Origin of the sequence: Polaribacter sp. 20A6, from assembly GCF_011378915.1 — a bacterium.
Lineage (GTDB): Bacteria > Bacteroidota > Bacteroidia > Flavobacteriales > Flavobacteriaceae > Polaribacter > Polaribacter sejongensis.
The window spans coordinates 183,489-206,500 of the sequence record NZ_WTPZ01000004.1; the positions used below are offsets into that span (position 1 = coordinate 183,489).

Consider the following 23,012-nt stretch of genomic DNA (forward strand, 5'->3'; position numbering starts at 1 on the left):
CTTTTGATCAATCAAAAAAGGAATCTAAAGAAGATATAAACAAATAAAACACACTTAATTACTATTTAGACTCTTCTTAGTTTTCATCAAGTGTTTCCGTTAACGTTTTCATAAAAGCTACTATGGCGTCTTGTTCTTCTGCAGTTAAGTTCAGTTCATCAAAAGGTAAGGTTTGGTACTCTAAATCAAAACCTAATCCGCCACCACCACCAAGGTTATAAAACTCTACTACTTCCTCTAAAGTATTGTAAACACCGTTGTGCATGTAAGGAGCAGTTAATGCTACATTTCTAATAGAAGGTGTTTTAAACATTCCTTTATGCAGGTCTTCTTTAAAGCTCCAATAAAATCCTAAATCATCATCTAATTCTTTATTTTCTGCAGTTTCAGGAACTCCAATAACTTCTTTTTCAGTCTCTGTAAAAAATGGAGGTACTGTACCATTTGTTAATGGCATAAAATGGCAAGTAGCACACAAAGCTTTTCCCATAAATAAATTGTATCCAAGTTTTTCTTCATCAGAAAAATTGTTTTCTTCTCCTCTCATATTTTTATCAAATTTAGAATTAAAACCATTTAAAGTGGAAACATAAGATGAAATTGCTTTTATAACATCGGTATTATTAGAGGACACTTTACCAAAAGCATCTTTAAAAAGAGCCGTATACGTGGAATCTTTTAAAATAGCATCAGAAAATTTATGTACATTAGAATTAAACTCTTTATCGTTTGTAAATACAGCTGAAATTTGATCTATTAATGTATTTGACCTTCCATCTAAAAAGAAACTTTGTTGAAAAGCTGTATTGATAAGTGTTGGTGTATTTCTTTGCAAAGGATTCCCCTGATTATCAAAATTAAACGCAACATTATCTGCATAACCTTTGTCTTGTAAATGACACGTTACACAAGCCATCTTTCCATTTTTAGAAAGTTTAGGATCCGAAAATAATTTTTGACCTAAAGCTATTTGTTTATCGGTTGGATTTTGATTGATCGCTGGCGTAAAATAATTTAGATTAAAGCTATTATCTTCAAAAAAGGTAGGCGCATCAAAATTAAAAGGCGTTGTATTAATCGGTTCCCAAAGTGAACTCGCTTTTCTTATTTCAACCCAATTTCTAGTAATTGAATTCATGTAATCTCTAGTAAATGTAAAACGGTCAAACGTATCAAAATCTTCATTTTTTTTAATAAACGAAATAGCACTTTCAATATTACTGTTAAAAGCAGCGTCTAACTCCTTATTTTTCTCTGTTACAACACCCTGTATTGTTTGCTCATAGACGGTTTGCAAACTTTCTAAAGAAATAATCGTTTCTTTAATTCCTAAATGACTCACAGGGGTATCGAAACCTGAAATAGCTAAACTTACAATTCTTAAAAGTTGTTGATGTGTTGCTATAAAAAAACGTTGCGGATTTAATGGACGTTTTTTAATTCCTTTTTTTAGGTTAGACAACATACCTTTTTGCACATACAATTCTTGTTTGAAGTCTGCTTCTGACGTTTCATCATCAAAAATACTTTCTTCTATTTTTTGATACCCTACTGGTTTTATTATTTTACCAGTATCTTCCTTATAAATTGGTAAGGCTGGTCCATTAGCTCTGTGTCCAACTTCTGGGTTTAAATAAGATGCATAAGGTTCTGCTTTCTTAAATGCAGCTCTAGATAATTCAAAATACTTTTTTGATTTTTCGCCATGCATCCCTGCAACTTCTAAGCTATCGATATACAGTAAAGCAACAGCTAAATTTTGAGCGTAGTACTCTTGGGCAGAAGACCAATTAACGATAGGAATCATTTCTTTTTTGTCCTGATTACAAGATATCAAAAGAACACCAGTTAATAAAAAAAATAACGATTTAAAATATTTAAACATGTTGAAAGTTCTAAAAATGAAAGAATCTTCATTGTAAAAATGAAGATTCTTAGTATTAAAAATATAGTTTGTGTATTATCTTGCCAATCCTTTTAATAAAACAATTTGTCCACCTTGGTTATGTGGCAAACTGCTTGAAACAAAAGCATCACTTTCCCAATAATGTGGTTGTAAGTTTAAAATAAAAGTATCTGGAACTCCAACTTTATCAGAAATATCTGTTAATGCACCAAATTCACCAGAAAAACCAGTTGAACCTTTTGGATCTAAGTTATTTTCAATTTTTAAAGCTAAAACAACTTTAGTATTGTTCCCATTTAAATCACTTTGATAAATTTGAGCTGCATGATTTCTAGAAAAAGAGTTTGGATCTTCTTGCGTATAAATAAAGTTCTCTGTTACACAAATATTATCTGGACTTTGTAATTCTGATACATTACCATCTTTATTATTAGTATCTGTATTACCACTAATAATTTGAGTTAACTTACCTTCTAATGGGTTGGTTGCATCTAATTCCATTTTATAAACAGTACCCCAATCATTATAAGTTCCTTTGCCAGGTCCTCTACCAGTTACAGCAAAAAACACCTCTCTTGCATCCGCATCGCTACCTTTTTTGTAATCTACATCTTCTACACGCATAAACTGAGAAGCAAATACATTTGTACAAGCTGTTTCCATTTCGTTTTTAGTTAAACTAGCTCCATCAACAATTTCAACAAATTCTACATCATACGATTTAGAGAAATCTAAACTTCCTTCGTTGTAAACAGTATTCGCTGTAACATCTATTGTTCCACCAGCACCATCAGACACTTGTTTAAATCTTAAAACATATATTTTCCCGTTTTCCAAATCGGCATCACCGTTTTCAGAAACATACATAACAACCTGTCCTTCAGAGCCACTAGAATCATCATCACCACCAACAATTACTGTTTTACCAGCATATGCTCCTTGTGGCAAAGGCACTGCATTTTCCCAAGAGAATTCACCTAAAGCATCTAAACCAAAATCTGCCGTAGGTGTAGGTGTTTCAACCCAAGGGTCGATACCTTTTACATCGTAAGAAAGACTCTCTGAAGCCGATAAAAAGATGTCTTTATCGCCACCGTGAATTGCCGCTTCCCACATGGTTCCAGAACATTGTCTAGCAAAATCTGAAACGCCATTATTTAATAACCAATCTCCTTTAATAGGATTCAGGTCTTTATCAAAACGAATTCTAGAAACAGCATGATCATCTTCTGCATTCACAACATAGATGTACTCGTCTCCATCTTTTAAAAATCCCGCACCGTCTTGCGCACCAACTAAACGGAAACCGTTAGAAAGTACATCTGTAGAACTTATTAAAGAAAAAGCTTCCACTGAACTAAAGTCTGAATTTATTGTTACTAAAGGAGCTAAAGAAGATTTATTAGAAAACATTTCTGGAGAAGGTGTAAAATCCTCACCATCTTCACCGTCCGATCCATTAATGCCATCAACACCGTCAATACCATCCACACCATCTTCAGGATTACAACTAGTAAAAACTGCACTTACAGAGGTTACAACAAAAAGGAATAAAAATAATTTAAAGTACTTGTTCATCATTTAATTTATAAAGGTTAATTAATTGATTACAAAAATATCTTTTGAAGCCTTCTCAAATATTAACTAAGCATTACTGTTCCCTTAATCTTGAGTAACCTTACTGTTAAAAACATTAATTAAATATTAACGGATAGCTAAAATTGAAGCTATCACATTAAGTAAACATAAAGAAAAGATAAACGCTAATCGCTTCATGACAAAGCCTACCTAAGGTGGACTACTCATTTTCAATAAATTAAAACAGCATAGATATGAAGAACACAAAAGGCTTTCTAAAATTTCTAAAAAAAGATATTCTTCACATTTAAAAAGCATTTATTTCGAAAATTAAAAACAGTTGTACTTCTTTTATAAAAATTTTACAACTCATCATTTAAAAATTACAACTCGGTATTTGCTTTTATTTTTAAACTGAAGAACACCACATCTTTGTAGCACCAAAACAATCAAGATGAAACATGTTCTACTTTTAATATTATTAAGCTGTCAATTTTCAATAATTGCACAAACCACCATTTCCGGAAAAGTAACAGATTCTAAAAACAATCCTATCAATGGAGCGAATGTTTATTTAGATGGCACTTACGATGGAACTTCAACGAATGAACTAGGAGAATTCACTTTTAAAACCAATGAAAAAGGAATACAAACCCTAATCATCTCTTTTATTTCTTTTGAAACTTTTATAAAAACTGCAGATGTTTCATCTCTCAAAAATTTAAAAATTAAATTAAGAGATGATGTAAATTCTTTAGATGCTGTAGTTATAAACGCTGGAACTTTTGAAGCAGGAGAAAAAGCAAAAGTAACCGTACTTAAACCATTAGACATTGTTACCACAGCAAGTGCTTTGGGCGATGTTATGGGCGCTTTGCAGACACTTCCTGGAACTTCAACCGTAGATGAAGACGGTCGGTTATTTGTGCGCGGTGGTGAAGCGGAAGAAACTCAGATTTTTGTTGATGGAATTCGTGTTTTTACACCTTATACTCCCAGTGCAAGAAACACTCCAACTCGTGGACGCTTTTCTCCTTTCTTATTTAAAGGAATTTCTTTTTCTACTGGTGGTTATTCTGCAGAATACGGACAAGCATTGTCTAGCGTTTTACAATTAAATACTATTGATGAACCTACAGAAGAAAAAACTGATTTGTCTTTTATGACGTTAGGTTTAGGTGTTGGAAACACTCAAATTTGGGGAAACAATTCATTTAGTGTAAATACTTCTTACATTAATTTAGCACCTTATCAAGAAGCCTTTCCTGATAGAAATACATGGAAAAAACCGGTACAATCTTTAAGTGGAGAAATGGTGTATAGACATAAATTTAAGAATGAATCTTTACTAAAACTATATGGCGCCTTTAGTTATACTGATTTTGATGTTATACAAGATGATATTAATTTTGTGAATGGATTTCGTTTCGGACTAAAAAATAGAAACCTCTACTTTAATACTTCCTACAAGAACAAATTTGGCGATAATTGGAGAATAGAAACTGGGTTTAGTTTTACAAATGATCATTCTAACCTTAAAATTATTGACGATTTAGTTACAGATAATGAAAACTCGATGCACTTTAAAGTAAAACTTAAAAAACAGGTTTCTAACCGATTTAAAATCAGTTTTGGGTCAGAATATTTTATGACCGATTTTAAAGAATCTTACACCGCTAATAATAGCAATGAAATAGAATATGGATTTAACAATAACATCTTTGCTTCGTTTGTAGAAACAGATATTTTCTTTTCTAAAAACCTCGCAACAAAAATCGGAATTCGTGCAGAAAACTCAGAATTGTTAACCGAATTCACCATTTCTCCAAGAGCTTCTATTGCCTATAAAGTAAATAAAAACGCACAGTTCTCTTTGGCTTACGGTCAGTTTTATCAAAATCCTAAAAACGAATATTTAAAATTTAATCAAGATTTTAAAGCTGAAAACACCTCACATTTAATTGCCAATTATCAACATACAAAACAAGGTCAAATTTTTAGAATCGAAGCTTATTATAAAGACTACAAAGACTTGGTCAAATATGATAACAACCAACCAATTTACACCAGTAACTTTAACAATAACGGAAATGGGTATGCCAAAGGATTTGATGTTTTCTGGAGACAAGATGCTAAAATAAAAAACACAGATTATTGGGTTTCTTACTCGTATTTAGACACCGAAAGAGATTATAGAAATTACCCAACTGCTGCAACTCCTAATTTTGCCTCAAAACATAATTTATCTGTTGTGGCTAAACATTGGATAGCTGATTGGAAAAGTCAAATTGGTTTTAGCTATAATTTTGCTTCTGGCAGAAATTATACCAACCCAAATGAAGCAGGTTTTTTAAATAATCAGACTAAAAATTACAATTCGTTAAGCTTAAATTGGGCATATTTAATAGATCAACAAAAGATTTTATATTTCTCCGTAAACAATGTTTTAGGAACTCAGAATGTATTTGGTTACAACTATAAAAACACCGCAGAACCAAATGGAAATTTCGAGAGACAAGCCGTTATACCAAATGCAGATAGCTTCTTTTTTGTAGGTTTCTTCTGGACAATTAGCGATAATAAAAAGACAAATCAGTTAGATAATTTGTAAACAAAAGGTTTTTAAAATGAAACTCTAAAAAAGAAATTCGGAGTAAAACCTTGAGATTTTGTATCATTTTTCACTAAGACAGCACTTTTATCTGGTGTTATTTTACTTTCGTACTCTCTTTTTAAAATATTACCTTGGTTATAAATATTTAATAAAGACACCCCTACTTTCCCTTTTATTTTTTTATTCAGTTTAAAATCATAAGCACTAGAAAAATCTAATCGATGGTAATCTGGTAGCCTAGCATCATTAATTCCTTTTCTAAGAATTTCAAAATTATCATTTCGTCCTTCTACAGAAGAAAAAGGAATACCAACCCTGTAACTAAAGCCTGTAGAGAAAGTAAAGCTTTTATATTTAAAATTATTCGACCAATAAAAAGACTGAGAAACATCAAAATTACCACTAAACTCTTTTCCTCCATTAAGATCACTAAAAGTAAAGTTAGAACTACCAGTATTATAACTTACCCAAGTATCAAAGTTATGCCATGTTTTTTTTATCAGTAAATCTAAACCAAGAGTAATAGCTTCACCAGTATAAATTTCTTGAATAAAACTATCAAAACCCGTTGTTAAAGTTGTTAATCCTTTTATTTTTCGTCTATATAAATCTACATCAACTGTAAAATTATTTGCAGAATACAAAGCACCAAAAGTAAACTGATTACTTTCTAGCAAAGGGATTTCTTTATTGTTAGACAATGCCCAAAGTTGATTTTCCAATCCAAAATCTATGGTATCAAATTCTAATAATTTACTCGTGTTTTGTTGTTTTACTTCAAAAGAACTATTCATCCAAAATCTAGGTAAAACTTTTATTTGCATAAAAACTCTAGGCTCTATAGTATATCTATCAATAGAACTAAAATAGTTACCACGAACACCTGCTTTTAATACATACTTTTTCTTAAAACTATACGAATACTCACTAAACAGGGTGTGAATATTATTACTATTGGTATCTAATGTTAATTTAGTTCCATAAAACTGGTTGCTATTTTCTCTTTCCAAAAAGTAAGAAATATCCTGATATCCGTATTGATATCCATATGTCATTTGTTGAAAATTTTTTATTTTTTGTAAAAAATCTAATTTAACTTCAAAGTTAGCGACATCGTTTCTCTTTGCTATTTTAGCATATTCTTCATCATTAGAAACTTTTTGATTATTATAGTTTAAATTGTACTGAGAGTAATTTACATTAAAATTTTGAGAAAGTTTATCTGTCCATTTTCTTTTCCAGGTTGTACTATAACCAAGGTTGTTTAATCTTAAATCGTCCGATCTATCTTCTTTTAAATCTAAGTTTAAAAAATTATAATCGAAATTATTTAAAATACCTATTTGACTTATAGATAAAAAATCATTTGCTGTTGGTTTGTAATTTATTTTTAAATTGTAATCTATAAACTTAAAATTATTATCGCTAATAACATTAAAGTCTTTGGCATCTTTAGCATCTTCTGTTACCGAAGAATATTGAAAAGCTTTGTTAGATAATTTATCTATTGTAGGTGTTCTCACAATATCTGAAATAGATCTTCTAACAGAAACAATTACACTCACTTTTTTATGAATTGGCACTTTAATATTTGCGTCTACATGCGTAAAATTAAAACCAGCAGAACCAGACATTTTAGTTGCAATCTCTGATGATGTTTCTACATCTACAACTCCTGCAATATGATTTCCGTATTTACTATTAGAAGCTGTTCTGTACACCGTAACTTTATCGATTATATATGGATTTAATGCAGAAATTGCGCCGAAGAAATGACCTGTATTAAACAATTTAATTCCATCGAAAAGTATTAAATTTTGATCTGGTGTCCCGCCACGAACATGCAAACCAGAAGCAGTTTCATCAACATTTAAAATACCAGGTAATTGTTGTACACTTTGTAAAATATCTGGTTCTGTAAGCCCTGGAAATACATTTTTGTTTTTAGGTCTAAATACGATAGCTCCATCGATTGTTTTAGAAATTGAATTTGTTAAATAGTTTGTAATAATTACTTCTTCTAAAAAAGTAGCCTCTTCAAGCATGGGTATGAATATGCAGTCTTCAAAAAGAAAATTACGAACACTAATATATTTCGTTTTAAAACCAATAAAAGAGACTTCTAAAACAGCGGATGTTTCTATATTTTTAAAACTAAATTTACCTTCGTTATTTGAAAGCACCCCAATATTTGTCCCTTTTATTTTTATGGAAGCTCCTCTAAGTTTCTCTGCAATGTTGTTCGCATTTTGTAATTCTCCACAAATAGTAATCTCCTTTGGAGGTAAAACAATTAGAAATCTATTTTTACTTATTTCTTTAATATCTAAATGAATTGCTCTTTTTAATTCTGAAATTATTTCTAAAAGTGATTTTTTTTCAAAATCGAACAAAATACTTTTGTCTTGTATTAAGTGGTTTGCATAAGCAAACTTTACATTAAACTTTGTTTCAATACTTGTAAATACTTTCTTTAGAGGAATAGCTTGTTGCATATCTGTTTGAGAAAAAGTATTTAATGCTAAAATTAAGAAGAAAAGTAAGATGTTTTTTTGCAAAGCCTCTATTTTAAAGTAACATTTTTTTTATCATCAGAAATGGTATAACTTATATTCATCGGTAATAAAACAGCCTCTAAAGCTTGTTCTAAATTCGTATGCACAAAGCTACCTGTATAAAGTTGGTCCTTTTTTAATTCTAAATTTATCATTTTAATATTATACTGTTTTTCTATCGATTTTAAAACAACCAACAATGGCGCACTCACAAAAGAACTTTCTTGTTTTAACCAATCTGGATTCACTTTCTTAGTACCCAGTTTTAACGGAACAGAATCTTTATATTGTGAAAACGTTTTTCCCTTAGTCAATATAATTTCAACATTCTTTCTTTCTACTTTTACTTTTCCTTCAAAACATGTAACACTTAAGAAATCCTCTTCTTCAAAAACGGTAAATTGAGTCCCTAAAACACTAATAATTCCTTCGGTAGTTTTTACCTGAAACTTGCTTCCTTTTGCTACTTTAAAATAAGCTTCACCTTCTAACTCTAGCGTTCTATCTTGTTTCCAATTCTTCTTATTATAAGATAAACTAGATTTTGCATTTAAAATAACGGTAGAATTATCTGGTAAAATAATGGTTCTTCTTTCTCCGAAACCAGTATTTACATCTGTATTAAAATTTAAAAAATAGAAAGTACTTACCAGCAATAGCAAAGTTGCTGCAACTGCCGTTAACTTCCTTAAACTAAAAACCTTGCTTTTTTTATCAGCCTTTAAAGAAATTACCTTTTTGTTTTCTGTAATTTCACTGACTATTTTTGAGAAGACTTCTTCTTTATTAAATTCTGGTTTTTTAAACAATGCGGCTTCTTCTGAAATTCTAACAAATAATTGATAATCTTCAGACTTTTCAAACGCACTAAGTTCTTCCTCTGTCATTTCTCCAGAAACCCATTTGGCTAATAATGTTTCAGACTTTTCTATAGCTTCCATATTAAATTCCTTTTATATACGTTCTTATTTCCTTTAAAGCTGCACTCATTCTTTTTTCTACTGTTTTTACAGAAATCTCTAATTCTGCAGCAATTTCTTTGTATTTCTTTTTATCAATTCTATTCATCAAAAAAACTTCTCTTTGTTTTTCTGATAAATTACCAATAACCGTTTGTAATTTTTTTAAAAACTCTTGCTCCTCTAACACATACTCTGGCGTTTCTGCAGTAACAGCATTCGGTATTATCTTCTGATGTTCTAAAACCACTTTTTGATGTCTATAATCACTTATAAATAAATTATTAGCCACCATAAATAAATAGGCTTTCGCTTTTTCAAAAAGCACCTTTTTACAGTTAGACCACATTGTTACAAAAGATTCTTGTACAAAATCTTCTGCCAAATTTTTATTGCCACATTTATAAAACATAAACCCATAAACATCATCTGCATATTTGTTATAGAGTATTTCAAAAATTTTAGAATCACAAACGGACTTCAATTCTTTCATAGTATATATTCTTATTTATAAAACGTTTCAACTTGATAAAACCCTACAAAAAATAAAAAGGAGGGTTTTTTGAAAGTAAAACGTTTAATACTAAAGTCAACAAAAGTAGTTACAAATAACAATTCTAAAATTATTTATTATCATGAAAAAACTAACATTATTAGCACTCTGTATATTCTTAACCTATTCCTGCACAAATACAGAAGAAGAAAACGGATCTCTTAACGCTCCTATTATAGCCATTGATGCTGTAGACACGGTTTTCTTACCAAAGAATAGCGTAAAAATAAATGCTACAATTTCAGCAACTGGAAATCAGACACAAACTATTCTATGGGAAAAAACTGCTGGTGGTTCTGCTGATTTTGAAAGCGACAAAAAAGACATTACGATCACAAATTTAGAAGAAGGAAACTATAGCTTCACTTTAACTGTAACTAATAACAATCTATCATCCGAAGAATCTATCTCTTTTAGCGTAAGTGACGCTAAAGTACTTTACAATTTAGATTTCGAAGAATCTAATGAAGGCTTTACATCAAGTATTTTTGGAAATTACACTGCTGGAAAAGAATTACGAAATGTTACCGAAGAAACAAACCACTGTGGTACCGTTTACATGGGTAAAAAAGAAGATTTTACAGATTGGCTTACTTATTCTTATGAAGGTAACAACTCTAACTTTGTTGCAACAAACATGGGTACTTGTCTAGGTTATTTTACTTCTGCCATTCAAAAAGAAATCACTTTTACAGAAGATTTCTCTAATGGTAATTTAGGTATTCAATTTCAATATTATAAACCTGGAGATTTTTCTAAATGGGGAGATTATAATTTAGAAGTTCTCATTTTTGAAGATGATTTAAACTATACATCAGAACCAATAATTACTTTATCTCCTACCACAAACCCAGAAGGATGGAGTCTCTTTAATGAAAATATAAGCTTAGCAAAAGGTACTTATACATTAGTAATTAGAAACACCAACGCACAAACTGCAATAGATAATATAATCTTTTATAAAAACAACTAAAATGAAAACAACTCCAATAAAATTCGACTTCAATAAAATGATTAAAGTGGTATTAAAAGAATTAAAAGAAATAGGGAAAGCTGCTTCTTTTGCAATGAGTCATTAACTTTAAATACATCATCTAACAGAGGTTGTCTAAAAAGTGAATTTTTGTCAATCTGAATTTATTTCATATTTTTTTAAAAAATTTGATATTCAGCAAATTAAGACACTGAAACAAGTTCAGCATGACAATATTTATTACTTTTTTAGACAACCTTTTTTTTTGTTATTTATAAAAAACAAGTATTTTTTACAACTCAGAAATAAAAAACAACAATTCGGTATTATTCTTGTGTATTTTACGTAGAAACATCAGATATTTGAAGTATCAATAAAAAAGAAAAAGAATTATGAAAAAATTACTTTTAATACTAGCCATCGTTTTTAGTGGAATCTTATCTACCAATGCCCAAGAAGAAACCGCAGATTTAACCATTAATATTGCTGGTTTAAATTCTGATAAAGGCACTTTATTAGTTGGTCTTTACAACAAAAAAGACCATTTCTTAAAAAAACAATTTAAAGCAGATACTGTAAATATTAAAGACAAAAAATCTGTCGTAATATTTAAAGATTTACCAAAAGGTGAATATGCTGTTTCTTTTGTTCATGATGAAAATGATAACAAAAAAATGGATACGAACATGTTTAAAATTCCTAAAGAAGACTATGGATGTTCTAACAACGCAAGAGGCTTTATGGGACCTCCAAAATACGATGATGCTAAATTTCAATTAACAGCAAACAAAACAATTGAAATTAAAATATAACCCAACTACCTAAAACTTTATAAGATGAAAAAAACTATTTTAATCATCGCAATTTTCATTGCGACAGGGATTTCTGCGCAAACAAAATATCAAAAAGGAATGCAAAAAGCATTCGGATTATGGCAAGAAGAAAACATGACGGAAGCTTCTCAATTATTTGAAAGAATCTCTAAGGCTGAACCAAAAAAATGGATGCCAGCGTATTATGCCGCAACGGTAGAGATTTTAAGTAGCTTTGGTTTAAAAGATGAAACTGTTTTAAAATCGAAATTAACAAAGGCTCAAGAATTTTTAGATGTAGCCAAATCAAATTCAGAAAATAATCCGGAAATTATAATTACCCAAGCACTATTAAACCTAGGTTATATTGCTTTTGACGGACAAAAATACGGCATGACTTTATCTGGAGAAACGAGTCAATTATATGCAAAAGCATTACAAATTGCACCCAATAACCCAAGAGTTATTTTAGGAAATGCAGAATGGAATATGGGGTCTGCTCGTTTTTTTGGAAAATCTACAAAACCATATTGTACAGAAATTAAACGTGCCATTGAGCTTGGCAAAAAAGAAAAAATCGAAATTGAGTTTTATCCGAAATTTATGCTCGAAAGAGCTGAAAATGTTTTAAAACAATGTGAAAAATAGTATTCAGTTTTCAGTCTCAGTTTTCAGTTAATCATGGACTGAATACTGCAACTGTTAACTGCCAACTTATTAAGAGAGTATCTTTTTTATCAACTCTTGCTTCGCAACCTCATCATTACCAAACAACCATTGCAACACATTATCTTCCCAGATTTGTCCTTTTTCTGTTTCTGTAATAATATTCTCATTAACTGCTAAATCTAAAATTTTACCAGGATAAGAAGACTGTGCATCACTTTCCATTTCACCTAACGGATACGGATCGTCTAAGCCCATTAAAACCTGACTTGTACCTTGTCTTTTAAACATTAATTTCAAAGAATCTGTATCATGCACCAACGTGTCAAAAAAGATGTTTTTGTGTCCTACAGCCTTTCTAGGATGCGTTTTACCTTCAAACAAATCGGGTCTTCCATCAAAACCCTGAATCCTTCTTCCTAAATTCATTTGCGCTAATTGACCACCATGAGCAAAACACGTTCTTATGTTTTTAAAACGTTCTTGCATTCCATTTAACGTATAAAAATGATAGGCATCTCCACATTGTGCCAACATCCAAATTAAGTGAAAACGCCAATTGATGTTTTCTAATTTTATCATTTTATCACCGTCATACGGGTGAATTTCTATAGCCAATTTGTATTTATCTGCCAATTCAAAAATGCGATCATTTTCTTCGTCGAACACACAACGCCATTGCCCAATAGAATCCATAAAATGTGTTGGCAAGCATAATACTTTTAAGCCTAATTCTTCTACACAACGCTTCATTTCATCTAAAGCTCCGTAAATAAAGCCTGGGTGAATTACAAAGCCGCACGTAAATTTAGAAGGATGTTCTCTTTGTACTTTTGCATTAAAATCATTCTGAAAACGCAATGCTTTTTTCATTTCTTCTAAACGCAAACCATTTCCGTATAATTGAGAAAGATTTAAAACAACAGCATGATCTAACTTGTTTTTCTCCATCCATAATAGTTTCTCATCTAAGAAAAAACTAGAATCTGTTACAGGACGTTTCCAACCTTTTTGCAACATGTGTTTGCGTTCATCATCTACCCAAAAAATTTCTTTTTCCTTCATAAACTGAGGAATTTCTTCTGGATAAGGTAATAAATGTGAGTGTCCGTTAATGCGAAGTTTGCGTTTCATATTTTATTGAAAAATTGAAAATTAAAATATTTAAAAACTGTTTTTCTGTTTACTGCCACTGATTAACTGCCAACTTTTTTCGGAGCTTCCATCACTGTACCACAATTATCACAAGTACATTTTTGTTTATCAGAATAATACCTATCAAAAATAACAGGCATATCTGTTTCAATATTCCCCAATGCAAATTCTTCTCTATACAACTGGTTTCCACAGTTTTCACAATACCATTCTAGAGCATCTAACATCCCTTCCGAACGCGGATATTCTATAACCAAACCAACTGTATTTTCTTTTCTTTGCGGCGAGTGTGGCACTTTACCTGGCAACAAATAAATATCACCTTCATTAATTTCTACGTCAATTTGCTTGCCTTTATCATCAATGATTTTTAAAATCATGTCTCCTTCAACCTGATAGAAAAACTCAGGAGTTTCATTATAATGATAATCTTTTCTGTTATTTGGCCCACCAACAACCATTACAATATACTCACCATTATCCCAGACCTGCTTATTACCAACGGGTGGTTTTAATAAATGACGATGTTCATCAATCCACTTTTTAAAATTTAAAGGCTGTACTAAATTGCTCATATGAAAAAGCCCATCCTAACCTTCCCAAAGGGAAGGAACTCCAAACTGGGTGAAATTTGAAATCTTCTATTAATAATATATTTTACTCTACTAATATAATTCTTTTCCTACACTAAACTTCCTCCCTTTGGGAGGATTGAGGAGGGCTTTTATAAACTCTTGGTTCTACCTCCATCAACAGGAAGGTTAATTCCATTAATATAACTTGCTTGTTCACTTGTTAAAAAAACAACAGCCGCAGCAGTTTCTTCGGGTTTTGCAAAGCGTTTTGCTGGCACATAATTTTTCATAATTTGCTCCATTTTAGCTTCTGTAGTATGCTCAATTTTTGCTTTGATCTTAATAATTTGATCTAAACGAGCAGTATCTGTAAAACCAGGCAATACATTATTTACTGTAATTTGGAACGCTGCCAATTCTGTAGACAACGTTTTTGCCCAATTACCAACCGCATTTCTAATGGTATTAGAAACTCCTAAACCAGGAATTGGCTCTTTTACAGATGTAGAAATTACATTAATAATTCTACCAAATTTTTCTTTTTTCATAAACGGAACAAAAGCTTGTACCAAAATTTGATTACAAATAACATGCATTTGAAACGCATTTATTAAATCTGATGAAGTTGCAGAAATTAAGTCGCCACTTTTTGGACCTCCTGTATTATTAACTAGAATATGAAATTTTAATTCAGTATTTTCTATAACTTTTTGTAGCTCTTCTGGATTCGAAAAATCTGCAACCAAATAATTATGCTTTTGATTCTTATTTGGCAACTCCGCTAAAACCTCTTTTAATTTTTCTTCATTTCTAGCAATTAAAGTAACATTTACGCCTTCTTCCGCTAATAAAATTGCAGTTACTTTTCCTATTCCTTGTGTGCTTCCGCAAACTAAAGCGTTTTTGTTTTGTAATCCTAAATTCATATCTTATGTTTATGTCTGGTCGAGCAGATCGAGAATTATATCATTTTTAATCTCTGTAATTTGTCTCTTGTCTCTTGATTCTTTGTTCTTTAGTCCTTTGTCTCTTGCTTCTTGTCTCCTATTTATTATCTAAAACCATTTGTTTAATCTTCACTGCTTTTTCAAAATGGTTCAATTTGTAAGTTTCAATCCACCATTTAGCGACTTCCATTAACAAAACCGGATTGTCATTTTTATTCTTAAAAAACGCATAAAAAGACAAGCCAACATTGGTTCCTTTTTTAGCTATTTTTTCATCACAAACTGCTATTATTTTTTCTTTTATTTCTGTATTCATAACTTATTTTTGTAGCTGATATAACGCTATCATTTTCTTATTTATAATTGCTTTCGGTACACTTTTTAAGATAAAATTCCGAAAACCCTGACCGTATTTCCAATGTGCCATTTTACCGGTCATCCAAGATTGATTTACAACTAAACTGACTTTCTTTTGCCTTTTTTGTTGAAACAATTCGAATATATTTTTATCTTTATTTTCAGCAATTAAATTGCTTAAATAATACGCATCTTCAATTGCTTGTGCACCACCTTGTCCCATATTCGGAGTAGTGGCATGCCCTGCATCTCCAATTAAACAAATATTATTTATATGCCACTTTTTAAGCGGCTTTAAATCATGAATGTCACTTTTTATAATTTGATGAATATCTGTTGCAGCAATTAAATCAGTTATTAAAGGATCAAATTCAGAAAACATTTTTAGCAACTTCTCTTTTACCAAACGAACCTCTACTTGCTCATTCTCTTTTGCTAAAACAACTGCAAACCAATAGGTTTTATCTTTTGAAACTTTAGAAATTCCGAATCTAATTGTATTTCCCCAAAGCTCAAACCCTTGATGTAATAAATCGTCTTCTAAAACCATATTTGTAATTCCTCTCCAACACGTCTGACCAGAATACCTTTTCCTGCTTTCTGGAAATAATTGTTGTCTTACTTTAGAGTTGATGCCATCTGCAGCAATTAAAAAATTGGTTGTTGTTTTAGAAGCATCATTAAAAGTAATTTCAATTTTATTAGCTGCTACTTCTTTAAAAGATTCAAATCCTTTATTTAAAAATATTTTCTCCTTCGGAATTTTATCAAACAGTAATTTTTGAAGCGCTGCTCTATGAATTGCAACGGTTGTGTAGCCAAAAAAATCCTTTATAAAATCTTGATTACTATCTGAAATTGGCGATAAATCTTGTTTGCCAATGGTAATTCTATCAATAAAATTTCCGTTGGCAATTACATCTTCTAAAACACCTAAACTCTCTAAAACTTGCAATGCATTTGGCGCTAACCAAATTCCGGCACCGACTTCATTTAAAACAGGTGCTTTTTCAAAAATTTGATATTCGATTCCTTTTTGTTCAAAAGCCAAAGCTGTCGTCAACCCACCAATTCCTGCGCCAATAATTGTATATTTCATACCAATTTTAATTGCTTTCTGCCAACTCCAACAACTTTAATGTTGTGTTATAATTTCTAGTTGTTGCACTCACATTCAACTTTCTTTCAAATAATTTATTAGAAAGTTTCGTTTTAGCAAAGCCAGTTTGGCAATGAATAAATACCATATCATGGTCGATTAAATATTGATCGTTATCAATACCTTTAACGTCTATTTTTGTTTCATATACTTTTTTGTTTAAGAAAACAAAGGCTACTATTTTGTTGTTGTCTGTTGGAAAAGGGTAATTGGCAATTGCTTTTTTAAATTGAGGAATTGTTCTTGCAATTACAGGAACATCGTAACCAAATTTAGTTTGAATTCCTTCATTAATTTTCTTACAAATTACAGATTTCCCTTCGTCTGATTCTAAAATAATGTTTCCACTCTGAATGTATGTTCGTACGTTTTTAAAACCTAAATCGGTTAATAAATCACGTAGTTCTGCCGATGGAAGAATATTTTTTCCTGATACATTTATTCCTCTTAATAAAACTATATATTTTTTCATTTACTTTATAAATGGTCTATTTATTACTTACAATTAATAACTTTTATTAATTGGATTAGCCCTGATTACAGCCTTTAAACTCCGCTCAAGACAGACTTCATTCTTTTTCCTGTCAGTTCGAGTGAATTTTCTTTTTTTGCAAATTTGTATAGAGAACAGAAGAAAAAAGATATAGCCTTTCGACACCGCTCATGATAAATTACAGCAGGAAGTAGCTTCTAAAAAACTACATTCCTGCAATTTTATCTTCTTCTAAAATGTTATTTGTTTCTGTTTTCACTTTCTCTAAAATAACTTTTAACTCATCTTTTGTCATGTTTAAATGCGTATGGACTTCATCTCCTGCGATTAAATTTAATAAGGCTTTGTCTTGCGCTCTACCTTTTTTCATGGCTTCGTTGTACCCAATATTTGCATTAAAGGTAACTAAGGAATATTTGGAGAAATACTCCGTTGGAAATGTCTTTTCTAAATCCATTTCAATTTTTCTTTTCTCTTTAAAAATAGGATTTGCCACATGATCTCTCATTTCATGAAAGTTGTCAATCGCTAAATCTGCAATAGCATCTGTGTCTTGTTTTCTTGCTTTTTCATAAGTCTTAAAAACACTTTCCCAAGAATCTAAACCTTTATTCAAAATTTCATCGAATACCGTAACATCTTCAAACGAAGCATTCATACCTTGTCCGTAAAATGGTACAATTGCATGCGCAGAATCGCCCAATAAAATGGTTTTATTTTGATAAGACCAAGGCGAACATTTTACGGTTCCTAAAGCACCTGTTGGGTTGTTTATAAATTCGTCTTTTATATTCGGAATGATTGCCAAAGCATCGGGAAACTCTTGCTCAAAAAACTGTGTTATTTTTTCTTCTGATGCTAAGTTTTCAAAATTAAATTCGCCCTCATTATAACTTAAGAAAAGTGTAACTGTAAAACTTCCGTCTAAATTTGGTAAGGCAATTAACATAAAATCGCCACGAGGCCAAATGTGTAAATGCTGATTACTAATTTGATGTTTCCCGTTTTTATCCGCAGGAATTTCTAATTCTTTATATCCGTGATTTAGATAATTCTGAGAATAACTAAACAGAAATTTACGTTCTAAATAATAGCTTTTTCTTAATGAAGAACCTGCACCATCTGTTCCAAAAATCACATCTGCTTTTACAGATAATTCTTGCCCGGTTTTGTAATCTTTAAAATGTGCGGTATTATTTTCTATATCAACATTTTTACATTTTTTATTAAAATGAATATTTACATTTTCGTGCTTTTCTGCTTCGTTTAATAACAATGCATTTAAATCGCCACGAGAAATGGAATTGATATACTCATCTTCTCTACCAGAATAATTAGAAGCAAAAGTATTTCCGGCTCTGTCGTGCATTAATCGTCCGTACATTGGTATGCAAATCTCTCTTGCTTGTTCTTCTACTCCGCATAAACGCAACGCTTTAAATCCGCGGTCAGATAAAGCTAAATTGATAGATCTACCTGCAGAAATATCTGTAGTTCTTAAATCTGGCCTGCTTTCGTACAATTCAATTTTATAACCTCTTTGTGCTAAACGCAAAGCTAAAAGAGAACCGCATAAACCTGCGCCGATTATTAATATTTTATCTGTTTTATTCATTTTTTTCTAAAATTAAACCTCACAGGTTTTAAAAACCTGTGAGGTTTCTTCTATCTACAATAACTCTTTTAATATTGAAACCATATTGTACACATCTTCAAAAGTATTATACATTGGTGTTGGTGCACAACGGATAACATCTGGTTCTCGCCAATCTGTAATAATATGTTTTTCTGTTAGTTTTGTATGCAAACTTTTGTCAGCATTTTTAACTTGAATGGACAATTGGCAACCGCGTTCTTTTGGATTCGTTGGCGTGATAATTTTAATATCTTCAGAACCAATTTCATTGATTAAAAACTCGAAATAACCAGTTAATTTTTCAGATTTCTCACGCAAAGCATCCATACCAACTTCCTCAAAAATATCTAATGAAGCCAAAATTGCTGCCATAGATAATATTGGCGGATTGGATAACTGCCAACCTTCTGCTCCTTCCATGACATCAAAAGGCATTCTCATATTAAAACGCGTAGTTTTGTTATGATTCCACCAACCAGAAAAACGTGGTAAGTCTTTATTTTTTGCGTGTTTTTCATGTACAAATAAGCCAGCTAAACTTCCTGGACCAGAATTTAAATATTTATAGGTACACCAAGCTGCAAAATCGACTCCAGATTTATGTAAATTTGATTGAATGTTTCCTGCTCCGTGTGCTAAATCAATACCTACAACACAATCTTTAGCGTGACCAATCTGAGCGATTCGCTCTAAATCTAAAAACTGACCGGTATAATAATTTACGCCTCCAATTAATAACAAAGCAATTTCATCTCCTTGTTCTTCAACAATCGTTTCTAAATCTTCTATATTTAGTAATTCCTCGCCTTCTCTTGGTTTCCACTCAATAACATCCTCTTTAGAAAATCCATGAAATTCTAATTGAGATTGTACTGCATATCTATCCGAAGGAAAAGCATCACTTTCTATAACAATTTTACATTTGGTTTTTGTAGGTCTGTAAAACGACACCATCAACAAATGTAAGTTGGTTGTTAGTGTATTCATCACCACAACTTCTATTGGTTTTGCACCAACAATTTTCGCCATTTTATTGGTTAATAATTCATGATAATTTAACCACGGATTTTTTGCTTCAAAATGACCTTCTACTCCTAAATTTGCCCAATCTTTTAATTCTTGATTGATGTATTTTTTGGTTGATTTTGGCTGTAATCCTAAAGAATTCCCTGTAAAATACAACCAATCGTTTCCGTTTTTGTCTTTCGGAATGTGAAATTGATTTCGCAAATAAGAAAGTGAATCTTCTTTATCTTGCTGTTTGGCAAACGCTAACGAATTTTGATACTGCATCTAATAAAAGTTGATTTATTCCAAATATAAAACAATCCTAAATAAGTTTCAATAATATTGAACTATAAAGCTCTTAAATTAATACTCATTTTTTGTATTTTTACACAAAACCAATACGAATGAAACCCTTAAAGCACTTATTTTTAATTGTACTTCTTATTTCTTTATCTTGTAAAAAGGAGAACAACTCTACAGACGAATTAACAAACATTTACACAACGCTAAAAACAACATATGCTCCTGATAAGCGTGTAGAATTGTTTGATATAAATTTTGAGCAAGTAGACAACCAACTTATTTTAGAAGGAGAAACAACTTCTAAAGAAGCTTTTTCTATTTTATTAGATAGTTTAAAAAACAGAAATGTAAAATTCACCAATAATGTGAGAATTTTACCTGATGATGTAGTTGGTTTACAACAATATGCAGTCGCAAGAAATTCGGTTATTAATATCCGTTCTAACCCTAAACATTCTGCTGAATTAGGCACGCAAGGTTTACTTGGAATGTCTGTAAAAGTATTGGATAAAAAAGGTGATTTCTACAGAATTCAGACTCCGGATAAATACATTTCTTGGGTAGATAGAGGCGGAATTCAATTAATGAATAAAAGTGAATTTGATGCATGGAACAATGCTAAAAAAGTAATTTTTACTGAAACTTATGGATATACTTATGTTGATAAATCTGAAAATTCTAAAATTGTTTCTGATATTACTTTAGGTGCATTATTGCAATATGTTTCTGAAGATAATGATTTTTATGAAGTAAAATATCCTGATAATAGAATAGCGTTTCTTAAAAAAAATGAAGCTGTTATGTACAATTCTTGGTTAGAAAGCGTGGTTGCTACAAAGGAAAATGTAGAAACTGCTGCGAAAACAATGACTGGTTTCCCTTATTTATGGGGTGGAACTTCTAGCAAAGGAATTGATTGTAGTGGTTTTACAAAAATGGTGTATTTAATGAATGGTTTTATCATTCCTAGAGATGCTTCTCAACAAATAAATGCAGGTAAAACGGTAGATAAAGATTTAAAATTTGAAGGTTTAGAAAAAGGAGATTTAATGTTCTTTGGAAAAAAAGCAACTGCTGATGCCAAACAACGTGTTACCCACGTAGGAATTTGGTTAGGAAATGATAAAATGGAATTTATACATTCTGCAGGAAATGTGCATTTAAGTTCTATGAACGCTGATGAAGCTAATTATGATGAATTTAATAAGAATAGATATTTAGGTAGCCAACGTTACTTGGGTGTTGAAGATAAGATGATTGTTGATTTGAAAGAAAAAATAAAACTTTAGGTGTAATAAGTTGGCAACAAGAAAAAGAAGGAAATATTTATGAAACCTGTAATAGAAATAAAACATTCAAGTGCAAATAAATTTCTTCAACATTTAATTATTGGCGAAGGAAACGGAATAGACCCACTTACTGGAGAAAAAGGTTTCCCTACTGTTTTTCGTGGAGAAAGATCTAATAATCCAAGTTTCAAGTTAATCCCCTCAATTCTAAGGCAAAACAATACGCTTTTGACACCACCAAATTTATTAGAATTCCCAAAAAATCATTGGTACAATGAAATGGATGGAGAAAAATATCTATTAAGTGAATTCCAATCTTTAAAACATTTTTATCAAACAGCAAATCGAAATGGTATGAATTTACCCACTGTTAAGATTTTTGAAGAAGATAAAATAATAAAAACTGGGCAAGATTTAAAAAACAATTTAGATGAATGGTTACCTGATGAACTTTCAGAAATTGCTGGAATTGCTCAACATTTCGGGATACCGACAAGATTACTTGATTGGACATTCAATCCACTTACTGCAACTTATTTTGCTGTATCTAGTGCTGTAGAAAATTATTATAATAATTTAAGATTAAATAAAAATAAAAAACCAAGTAAAGATTCCTACGAATTTAATAATAAAGAAAAGATTGTTGTTTGGGCATTAAATGCATCTGCGTTGAAATCTGATTTTAATTCTGATGCAAATTTTAATATTAAGATTGTAACACCTCCATATAGCAGGAATCCTAATTTAAAAGCACAAAACGGCTTATTTACTCATGTACAGTTTGGTATTGACAATACAGATTTATTTAAAGATAGGACACCACTTGATCAATTATTAGGATACAGTAAAAAAAAGAGAATTTTTTTAACAAAACACTTAATACCTCTTTCTGATTCAAATCGTCTCTTACAAAGGTTAGTAGAATTAAATCAAGGCGCATCAAAATTGTATCCTGGCTTTGATGGCGTTGCTAAAGAAATACAACAAAGAGACATGAGGAGTTTTATCAGTGATTTTTGGAGTTTTTAATTCATATTCTAAATTTCTAAAGTTACTAAGACCATATAAAATTCATAACTTAAACAACGCAACAAACCATAACAACAACCTTGACATCTATTCAGCAGAACCATTAAAATTGACAAATATGAGTAATTTAAAAGACATTAAATCGGAAATTGAAAAATATGCGAATGATTCAAATCTGACTGAATTACAAATTGTTGAGAAATTAGAAAAACACTATTTTGACAAAGAAGTAAACAAAAATTTAACGCTGTATAAAAAAGGAAAGAAAAAAGTGAGCGAAATAACAAGAGACCTAAAAATTTCGCCACGAAAATTTTATGCTATTTTAGAGAAAAAGAAAATAGAACATAAGAAATATAAAAAGGAGTAATTTTAAATATGACGTTAGACTTTTAGCTAACTTGTGGAATTCACTACTTAAACCACATAACAAAGCTTTTACACA

General features: G+C 30.8%; 20 protein-coding genes. 7 read left to right on the forward strand and 13 right to left on the reverse strand.

Features of this window, described 5'->3' with window-relative positions:
• Window positions 1-76: 76 nt before the first annotated feature.
• Window positions 77-1,807 (reverse strand): cytochrome-c peroxidase, encoded by a 1,731-nt coding sequence (locus tag GQS57_RS10835; RefSeq protein ID WP_240915464.1) that lies wholly within the window; start codon window positions 1,805-1,807, stop codon window positions 77-79.
• Between the two features lie 153 nt (window positions 1,808-1,960).
• Complete coding sequence (locus tag GQS57_RS10840; RefSeq protein WP_165732876.1) at window positions 1,961-3,487, reverse strand: hypothetical protein; 1,527 nt, start codon at window positions 3,485-3,487, stop codon at window positions 1,961-1,963.
• A gap of 451 nt (window positions 3,488-3,938) precedes the next feature.
• Here GQS57_RS10840 and GQS57_RS10845 point away from each other — a divergent pair, with 451 nt between their 5' ends.
• The gene (locus tag GQS57_RS10845; RefSeq protein WP_165732877.1) at window positions 3,939-6,095 is read left to right on the forward strand and encodes a TonB-dependent receptor; all 2,157 of its coding nucleotides are present in this window, start codon (window positions 3,939-3,941) and stop codon (window positions 6,093-6,095) included.
• Between the two features lie 11 nt (window positions 6,096-6,106).
• Here the strand turns inward: GQS57_RS10845 and GQS57_RS10850 are convergent, their stop codons facing one another.
• From GQS57_RS10850 to GQS57_RS10860, 3 genes are read right to left on the reverse strand one after another with little or no spacing between them, the layout of a single operon-like run.
• Window positions 6,107-8,656 carry a carboxypeptidase-like regulatory domain-containing protein gene (locus GQS57_RS10850; RefSeq protein ID WP_165732878.1) on the reverse strand — a complete coding sequence of 850 codons (2,550 nt, stop codon included), beginning with the start codon at window positions 8,654-8,656 and terminating at the stop codon, window positions 6,107-6,109.
• 5 nt (window positions 8,657-8,661) lie between these two features.
• A complete protein-coding gene (locus GQS57_RS10855; RefSeq protein WP_165732879.1) occupies window positions 8,662-9,594 on the reverse strand; it encodes a FecR family protein in 933 nt (310 codons plus the stop codon).
• Window position 9,595: 1 nt separating this feature from the next.
• Window positions 9,596-10,105 carry an RNA polymerase sigma factor gene (locus tag GQS57_RS10860; RefSeq protein ID WP_165732880.1) on the reverse strand — a complete coding sequence of 170 codons (510 nt, stop codon included), beginning with the start codon at window positions 10,103-10,105 and terminating at the stop codon, window positions 9,596-9,598.
• 142 nt (window positions 10,106-10,247) lie between these two features.
• On the opposite strand from GQS57_RS10860, the gene GQS57_RS10865 reads away from it, so the two are divergent.
• The 3 genes from GQS57_RS10865 to GQS57_RS10875 all read left to right on the forward strand — a co-directional run bounded on the left by GQS57_RS10865 (window position 10,248) and on the right by GQS57_RS10875 (window position 12,598).
• Complete coding sequence (locus GQS57_RS10865) at window positions 10,248-11,138, forward strand: hypothetical protein (RefSeq protein ID WP_165732881.1); 891 nt, start codon at window positions 10,248-10,250, stop codon at window positions 11,136-11,138.
• Window positions 11,139-11,530: 392 nt separating this feature from the next.
• Complete coding sequence (locus GQS57_RS10870) at window positions 11,531-11,950, forward strand: DUF2141 domain-containing protein (protein ID WP_165732882.1); 420 nt, start codon at window positions 11,531-11,533, stop codon at window positions 11,948-11,950.
• Window positions 11,951-11,974: 24 nt separating this feature from the next.
• Window positions 11,975-12,598 carry a M48 family metallopeptidase gene (locus tag GQS57_RS10875; protein ID WP_165732883.1) on the forward strand — a complete coding sequence of 208 codons (624 nt, stop codon included), beginning with the start codon at window positions 11,975-11,977 and terminating at the stop codon, window positions 12,596-12,598.
• 69 nt (window positions 12,599-12,667) lie between these two features.
• On the opposite strand, the gene GQS57_RS10880 is transcribed toward GQS57_RS10875, so the two are convergent.
• The 8 genes from GQS57_RS10880 to kynU all read right to left on the reverse strand — a co-directional run bounded on the left by GQS57_RS10880 (window position 12,668) and on the right by kynU (window position 20,231).
• Window positions 12,668-13,750 carry an amidohydrolase family protein gene (locus GQS57_RS10880; RefSeq protein WP_165732884.1) on the reverse strand — a complete coding sequence of 361 codons (1,083 nt, stop codon included), beginning with the start codon at window positions 13,748-13,750 and terminating at the stop codon, window positions 12,668-12,670.
• Between the two features lie 62 nt (window positions 13,751-13,812).
• Window positions 13,813-14,346: a 3-hydroxyanthranilate 3,4-dioxygenase gene (locus tag GQS57_RS10885; RefSeq protein WP_165732885.1), complete on the reverse strand. Its 534-nt coding sequence runs from the start codon at window positions 14,344-14,346 to the stop codon at window positions 13,813-13,815.
• 149 nt (window positions 14,347-14,495) lie between these two features.
• Window positions 14,496-15,272 carry an SDR family oxidoreductase gene (locus GQS57_RS10890; protein WP_165732886.1) on the reverse strand — a complete coding sequence of 259 codons (777 nt, stop codon included), beginning with the start codon at window positions 15,270-15,272 and terminating at the stop codon, window positions 14,496-14,498.
• A 118-nt stretch (window positions 15,273-15,390) separates the two neighbouring features.
• Window positions 15,391-15,609 (reverse strand): DUF6500 family protein, encoded by a 219-nt coding sequence (locus GQS57_RS10895; RefSeq protein WP_165732887.1) that lies wholly within the window; start codon window positions 15,607-15,609, stop codon window positions 15,391-15,393.
• 3 nt (window positions 15,610-15,612) lie between these two features.
• Window positions 15,613-16,749 carry an FAD-dependent monooxygenase gene (locus GQS57_RS10900; RefSeq protein ID WP_165732888.1) on the reverse strand — a complete coding sequence of 379 codons (1,137 nt, stop codon included), beginning with the start codon at window positions 16,747-16,749 and terminating at the stop codon, window positions 15,613-15,615.
• A 7-nt stretch (window positions 16,750-16,756) separates the two neighbouring features.
• A complete protein-coding gene (locus GQS57_RS10905; protein ID WP_165732889.1) occupies window positions 16,757-17,281 on the reverse strand; it encodes a DUF1697 domain-containing protein in 525 nt (174 codons plus the stop codon).
• A gap of 226 nt (window positions 17,282-17,507) precedes the next feature.
• Window positions 17,508-18,917, reverse strand: coding sequence for an NAD(P)/FAD-dependent oxidoreductase (locus GQS57_RS10910; RefSeq protein WP_165732890.1), 1,410 nt, complete (start codon window positions 18,915-18,917; stop codon window positions 17,508-17,510).
• A gap of 54 nt (window positions 18,918-18,971) precedes the next feature.
• Window positions 18,972-20,231 carry a kynureninase gene (gene kynU / locus GQS57_RS10915; protein ID WP_165732891.1) on the reverse strand — a complete coding sequence of 420 codons (1,260 nt, stop codon included), beginning with the start codon at window positions 20,229-20,231 and terminating at the stop codon, window positions 18,972-18,974.
• Window positions 20,232-20,350: 119 nt separating this feature from the next.
• Between kynU and GQS57_RS10920 the strand changes: the two genes are divergently transcribed.
• The 3 genes from GQS57_RS10920 (at window position 20,351) to GQS57_RS10930 (ending at window position 22,937) form a co-directional block, all read left to right on the forward strand.
• A complete protein-coding gene (locus GQS57_RS10920; RefSeq protein ID WP_165732892.1) occupies window positions 20,351-21,538 on the forward strand; it encodes a C40 family peptidase in 1,188 nt (395 codons plus the stop codon).
• A 39-nt stretch (window positions 21,539-21,577) separates the two neighbouring features.
• Window positions 21,578-22,567, forward strand: coding sequence for an FRG domain-containing protein (locus GQS57_RS10925; protein ID WP_165732893.1), 990 nt, complete (start codon window positions 21,578-21,580; stop codon window positions 22,565-22,567).
• 118 nt (window positions 22,568-22,685) lie between these two features.
• Window positions 22,686-22,937, forward strand: coding sequence for a hypothetical protein (locus GQS57_RS10930; RefSeq protein ID WP_165732894.1), 252 nt, complete (start codon window positions 22,686-22,688; stop codon window positions 22,935-22,937).
• The last annotated feature ends 75 nt before the right edge of the window (window positions 22,938-23,012 follow it).

What these genes read in the sequence shown, in the direction of transcription:
- GQS57_RS10835 (WP_240915464.1), bottom strand. Translation starts at nt 1,807, where the DNA reads ATGATTCCTATCGTTAATTGGTCTTCTGCCCAAGAGTACTACGCTCAA.
- GQS57_RS10840 (WP_165732876.1), bottom strand. Translation starts at nt 3,487, where the DNA reads ATGATGAACAAGTACTTTAAATTATTTTTATTCCTTTTTGTTGTAACC.
- GQS57_RS10845 (WP_165732877.1), top strand. Translation starts at nt 3,939, where the DNA reads ATGAAACATGTTCTACTTTTAATATTATTAAGCTGTCAATTTTCAATA.
- GQS57_RS10855 (WP_165732879.1), bottom strand. Translation starts at nt 9,594, where the DNA reads ATGGAAGCTATAGAAAAGTCTGAAACATTATTAGCCAAATGGGTTTCT.
- GQS57_RS10860 (WP_165732880.1), bottom strand. Translation starts at nt 10,105, where the DNA reads ATGAAAGAATTGAAGTCCGTTTGTGATTCTAAAATTTTTGAAATACTC.
- GQS57_RS10865 (WP_165732881.1), top strand. Translation starts at nt 10,248, where the DNA reads ATGAAAAAACTAACATTATTAGCACTCTGTATATTCTTAACCTATTCC.
- GQS57_RS10870 (WP_165732882.1), top strand. Translation starts at nt 11,531, where the DNA reads ATGAAAAAATTACTTTTAATACTAGCCATCGTTTTTAGTGGAATCTTA.
- GQS57_RS10875 (WP_165732883.1), top strand. Translation starts at nt 11,975, where the DNA reads ATGAAAAAAACTATTTTAATCATCGCAATTTTCATTGCGACAGGGATT.
- GQS57_RS10880 (WP_165732884.1), bottom strand. Translation starts at nt 13,750, where the DNA reads ATGAAACGCAAACTTCGCATTAACGGACACTCACATTTATTACCTTAT.
- GQS57_RS10885 (WP_165732885.1), bottom strand. Translation starts at nt 14,346, where the DNA reads ATGAGCAATTTAGTACAGCCTTTAAATTTTAAAAAGTGGATTGATGAA.
- GQS57_RS10890 (WP_165732886.1), bottom strand. Translation starts at nt 15,272, where the DNA reads ATGAATTTAGGATTACAAAACAAAAACGCTTTAGTTTGCGGAAGCACA.
- GQS57_RS10895 (WP_165732887.1), bottom strand. Translation starts at nt 15,609, where the DNA reads ATGAATACAGAAATAAAAGAAAAAATAATAGCAGTTTGTGATGAAAAA.
- GQS57_RS10900 (WP_165732888.1), bottom strand. Translation starts at nt 16,749, where the DNA reads ATGAAATATACAATTATTGGCGCAGGAATTGGTGGGTTGACGACAGCT.
- GQS57_RS10905 (WP_165732889.1), bottom strand. Translation starts at nt 17,281, where the DNA reads ATGAAAAAATATATAGTTTTATTAAGAGGAATAAATGTATCAGGAAAA.
- GQS57_RS10910 (WP_165732890.1), bottom strand. Translation starts at nt 18,917, where the DNA reads ATGAATAAAACAGATAAAATATTAATAATCGGCGCAGGTTTATGCGGT.
- kynU (WP_165732891.1), bottom strand. Translation starts at nt 20,231, where the DNA reads ATGCAGTATCAAAATTCGTTAGCGTTTGCCAAACAGCAAGATAAAGAA.
- GQS57_RS10920 (WP_165732892.1), top strand. Translation starts at nt 20,351, where the DNA reads ATGAAACCCTTAAAGCACTTATTTTTAATTGTACTTCTTATTTCTTTA.
- GQS57_RS10925 (WP_165732893.1), top strand. Translation starts at nt 21,578, where the DNA reads ATGAAACCTGTAATAGAAATAAAACATTCAAGTGCAAATAAATTTCTT.
- GQS57_RS10930 (WP_165732894.1), top strand. Translation starts at nt 22,686, where the DNA reads ATGAGTAATTTAAAAGACATTAAATCGGAAATTGAAAAATATGCGAAT.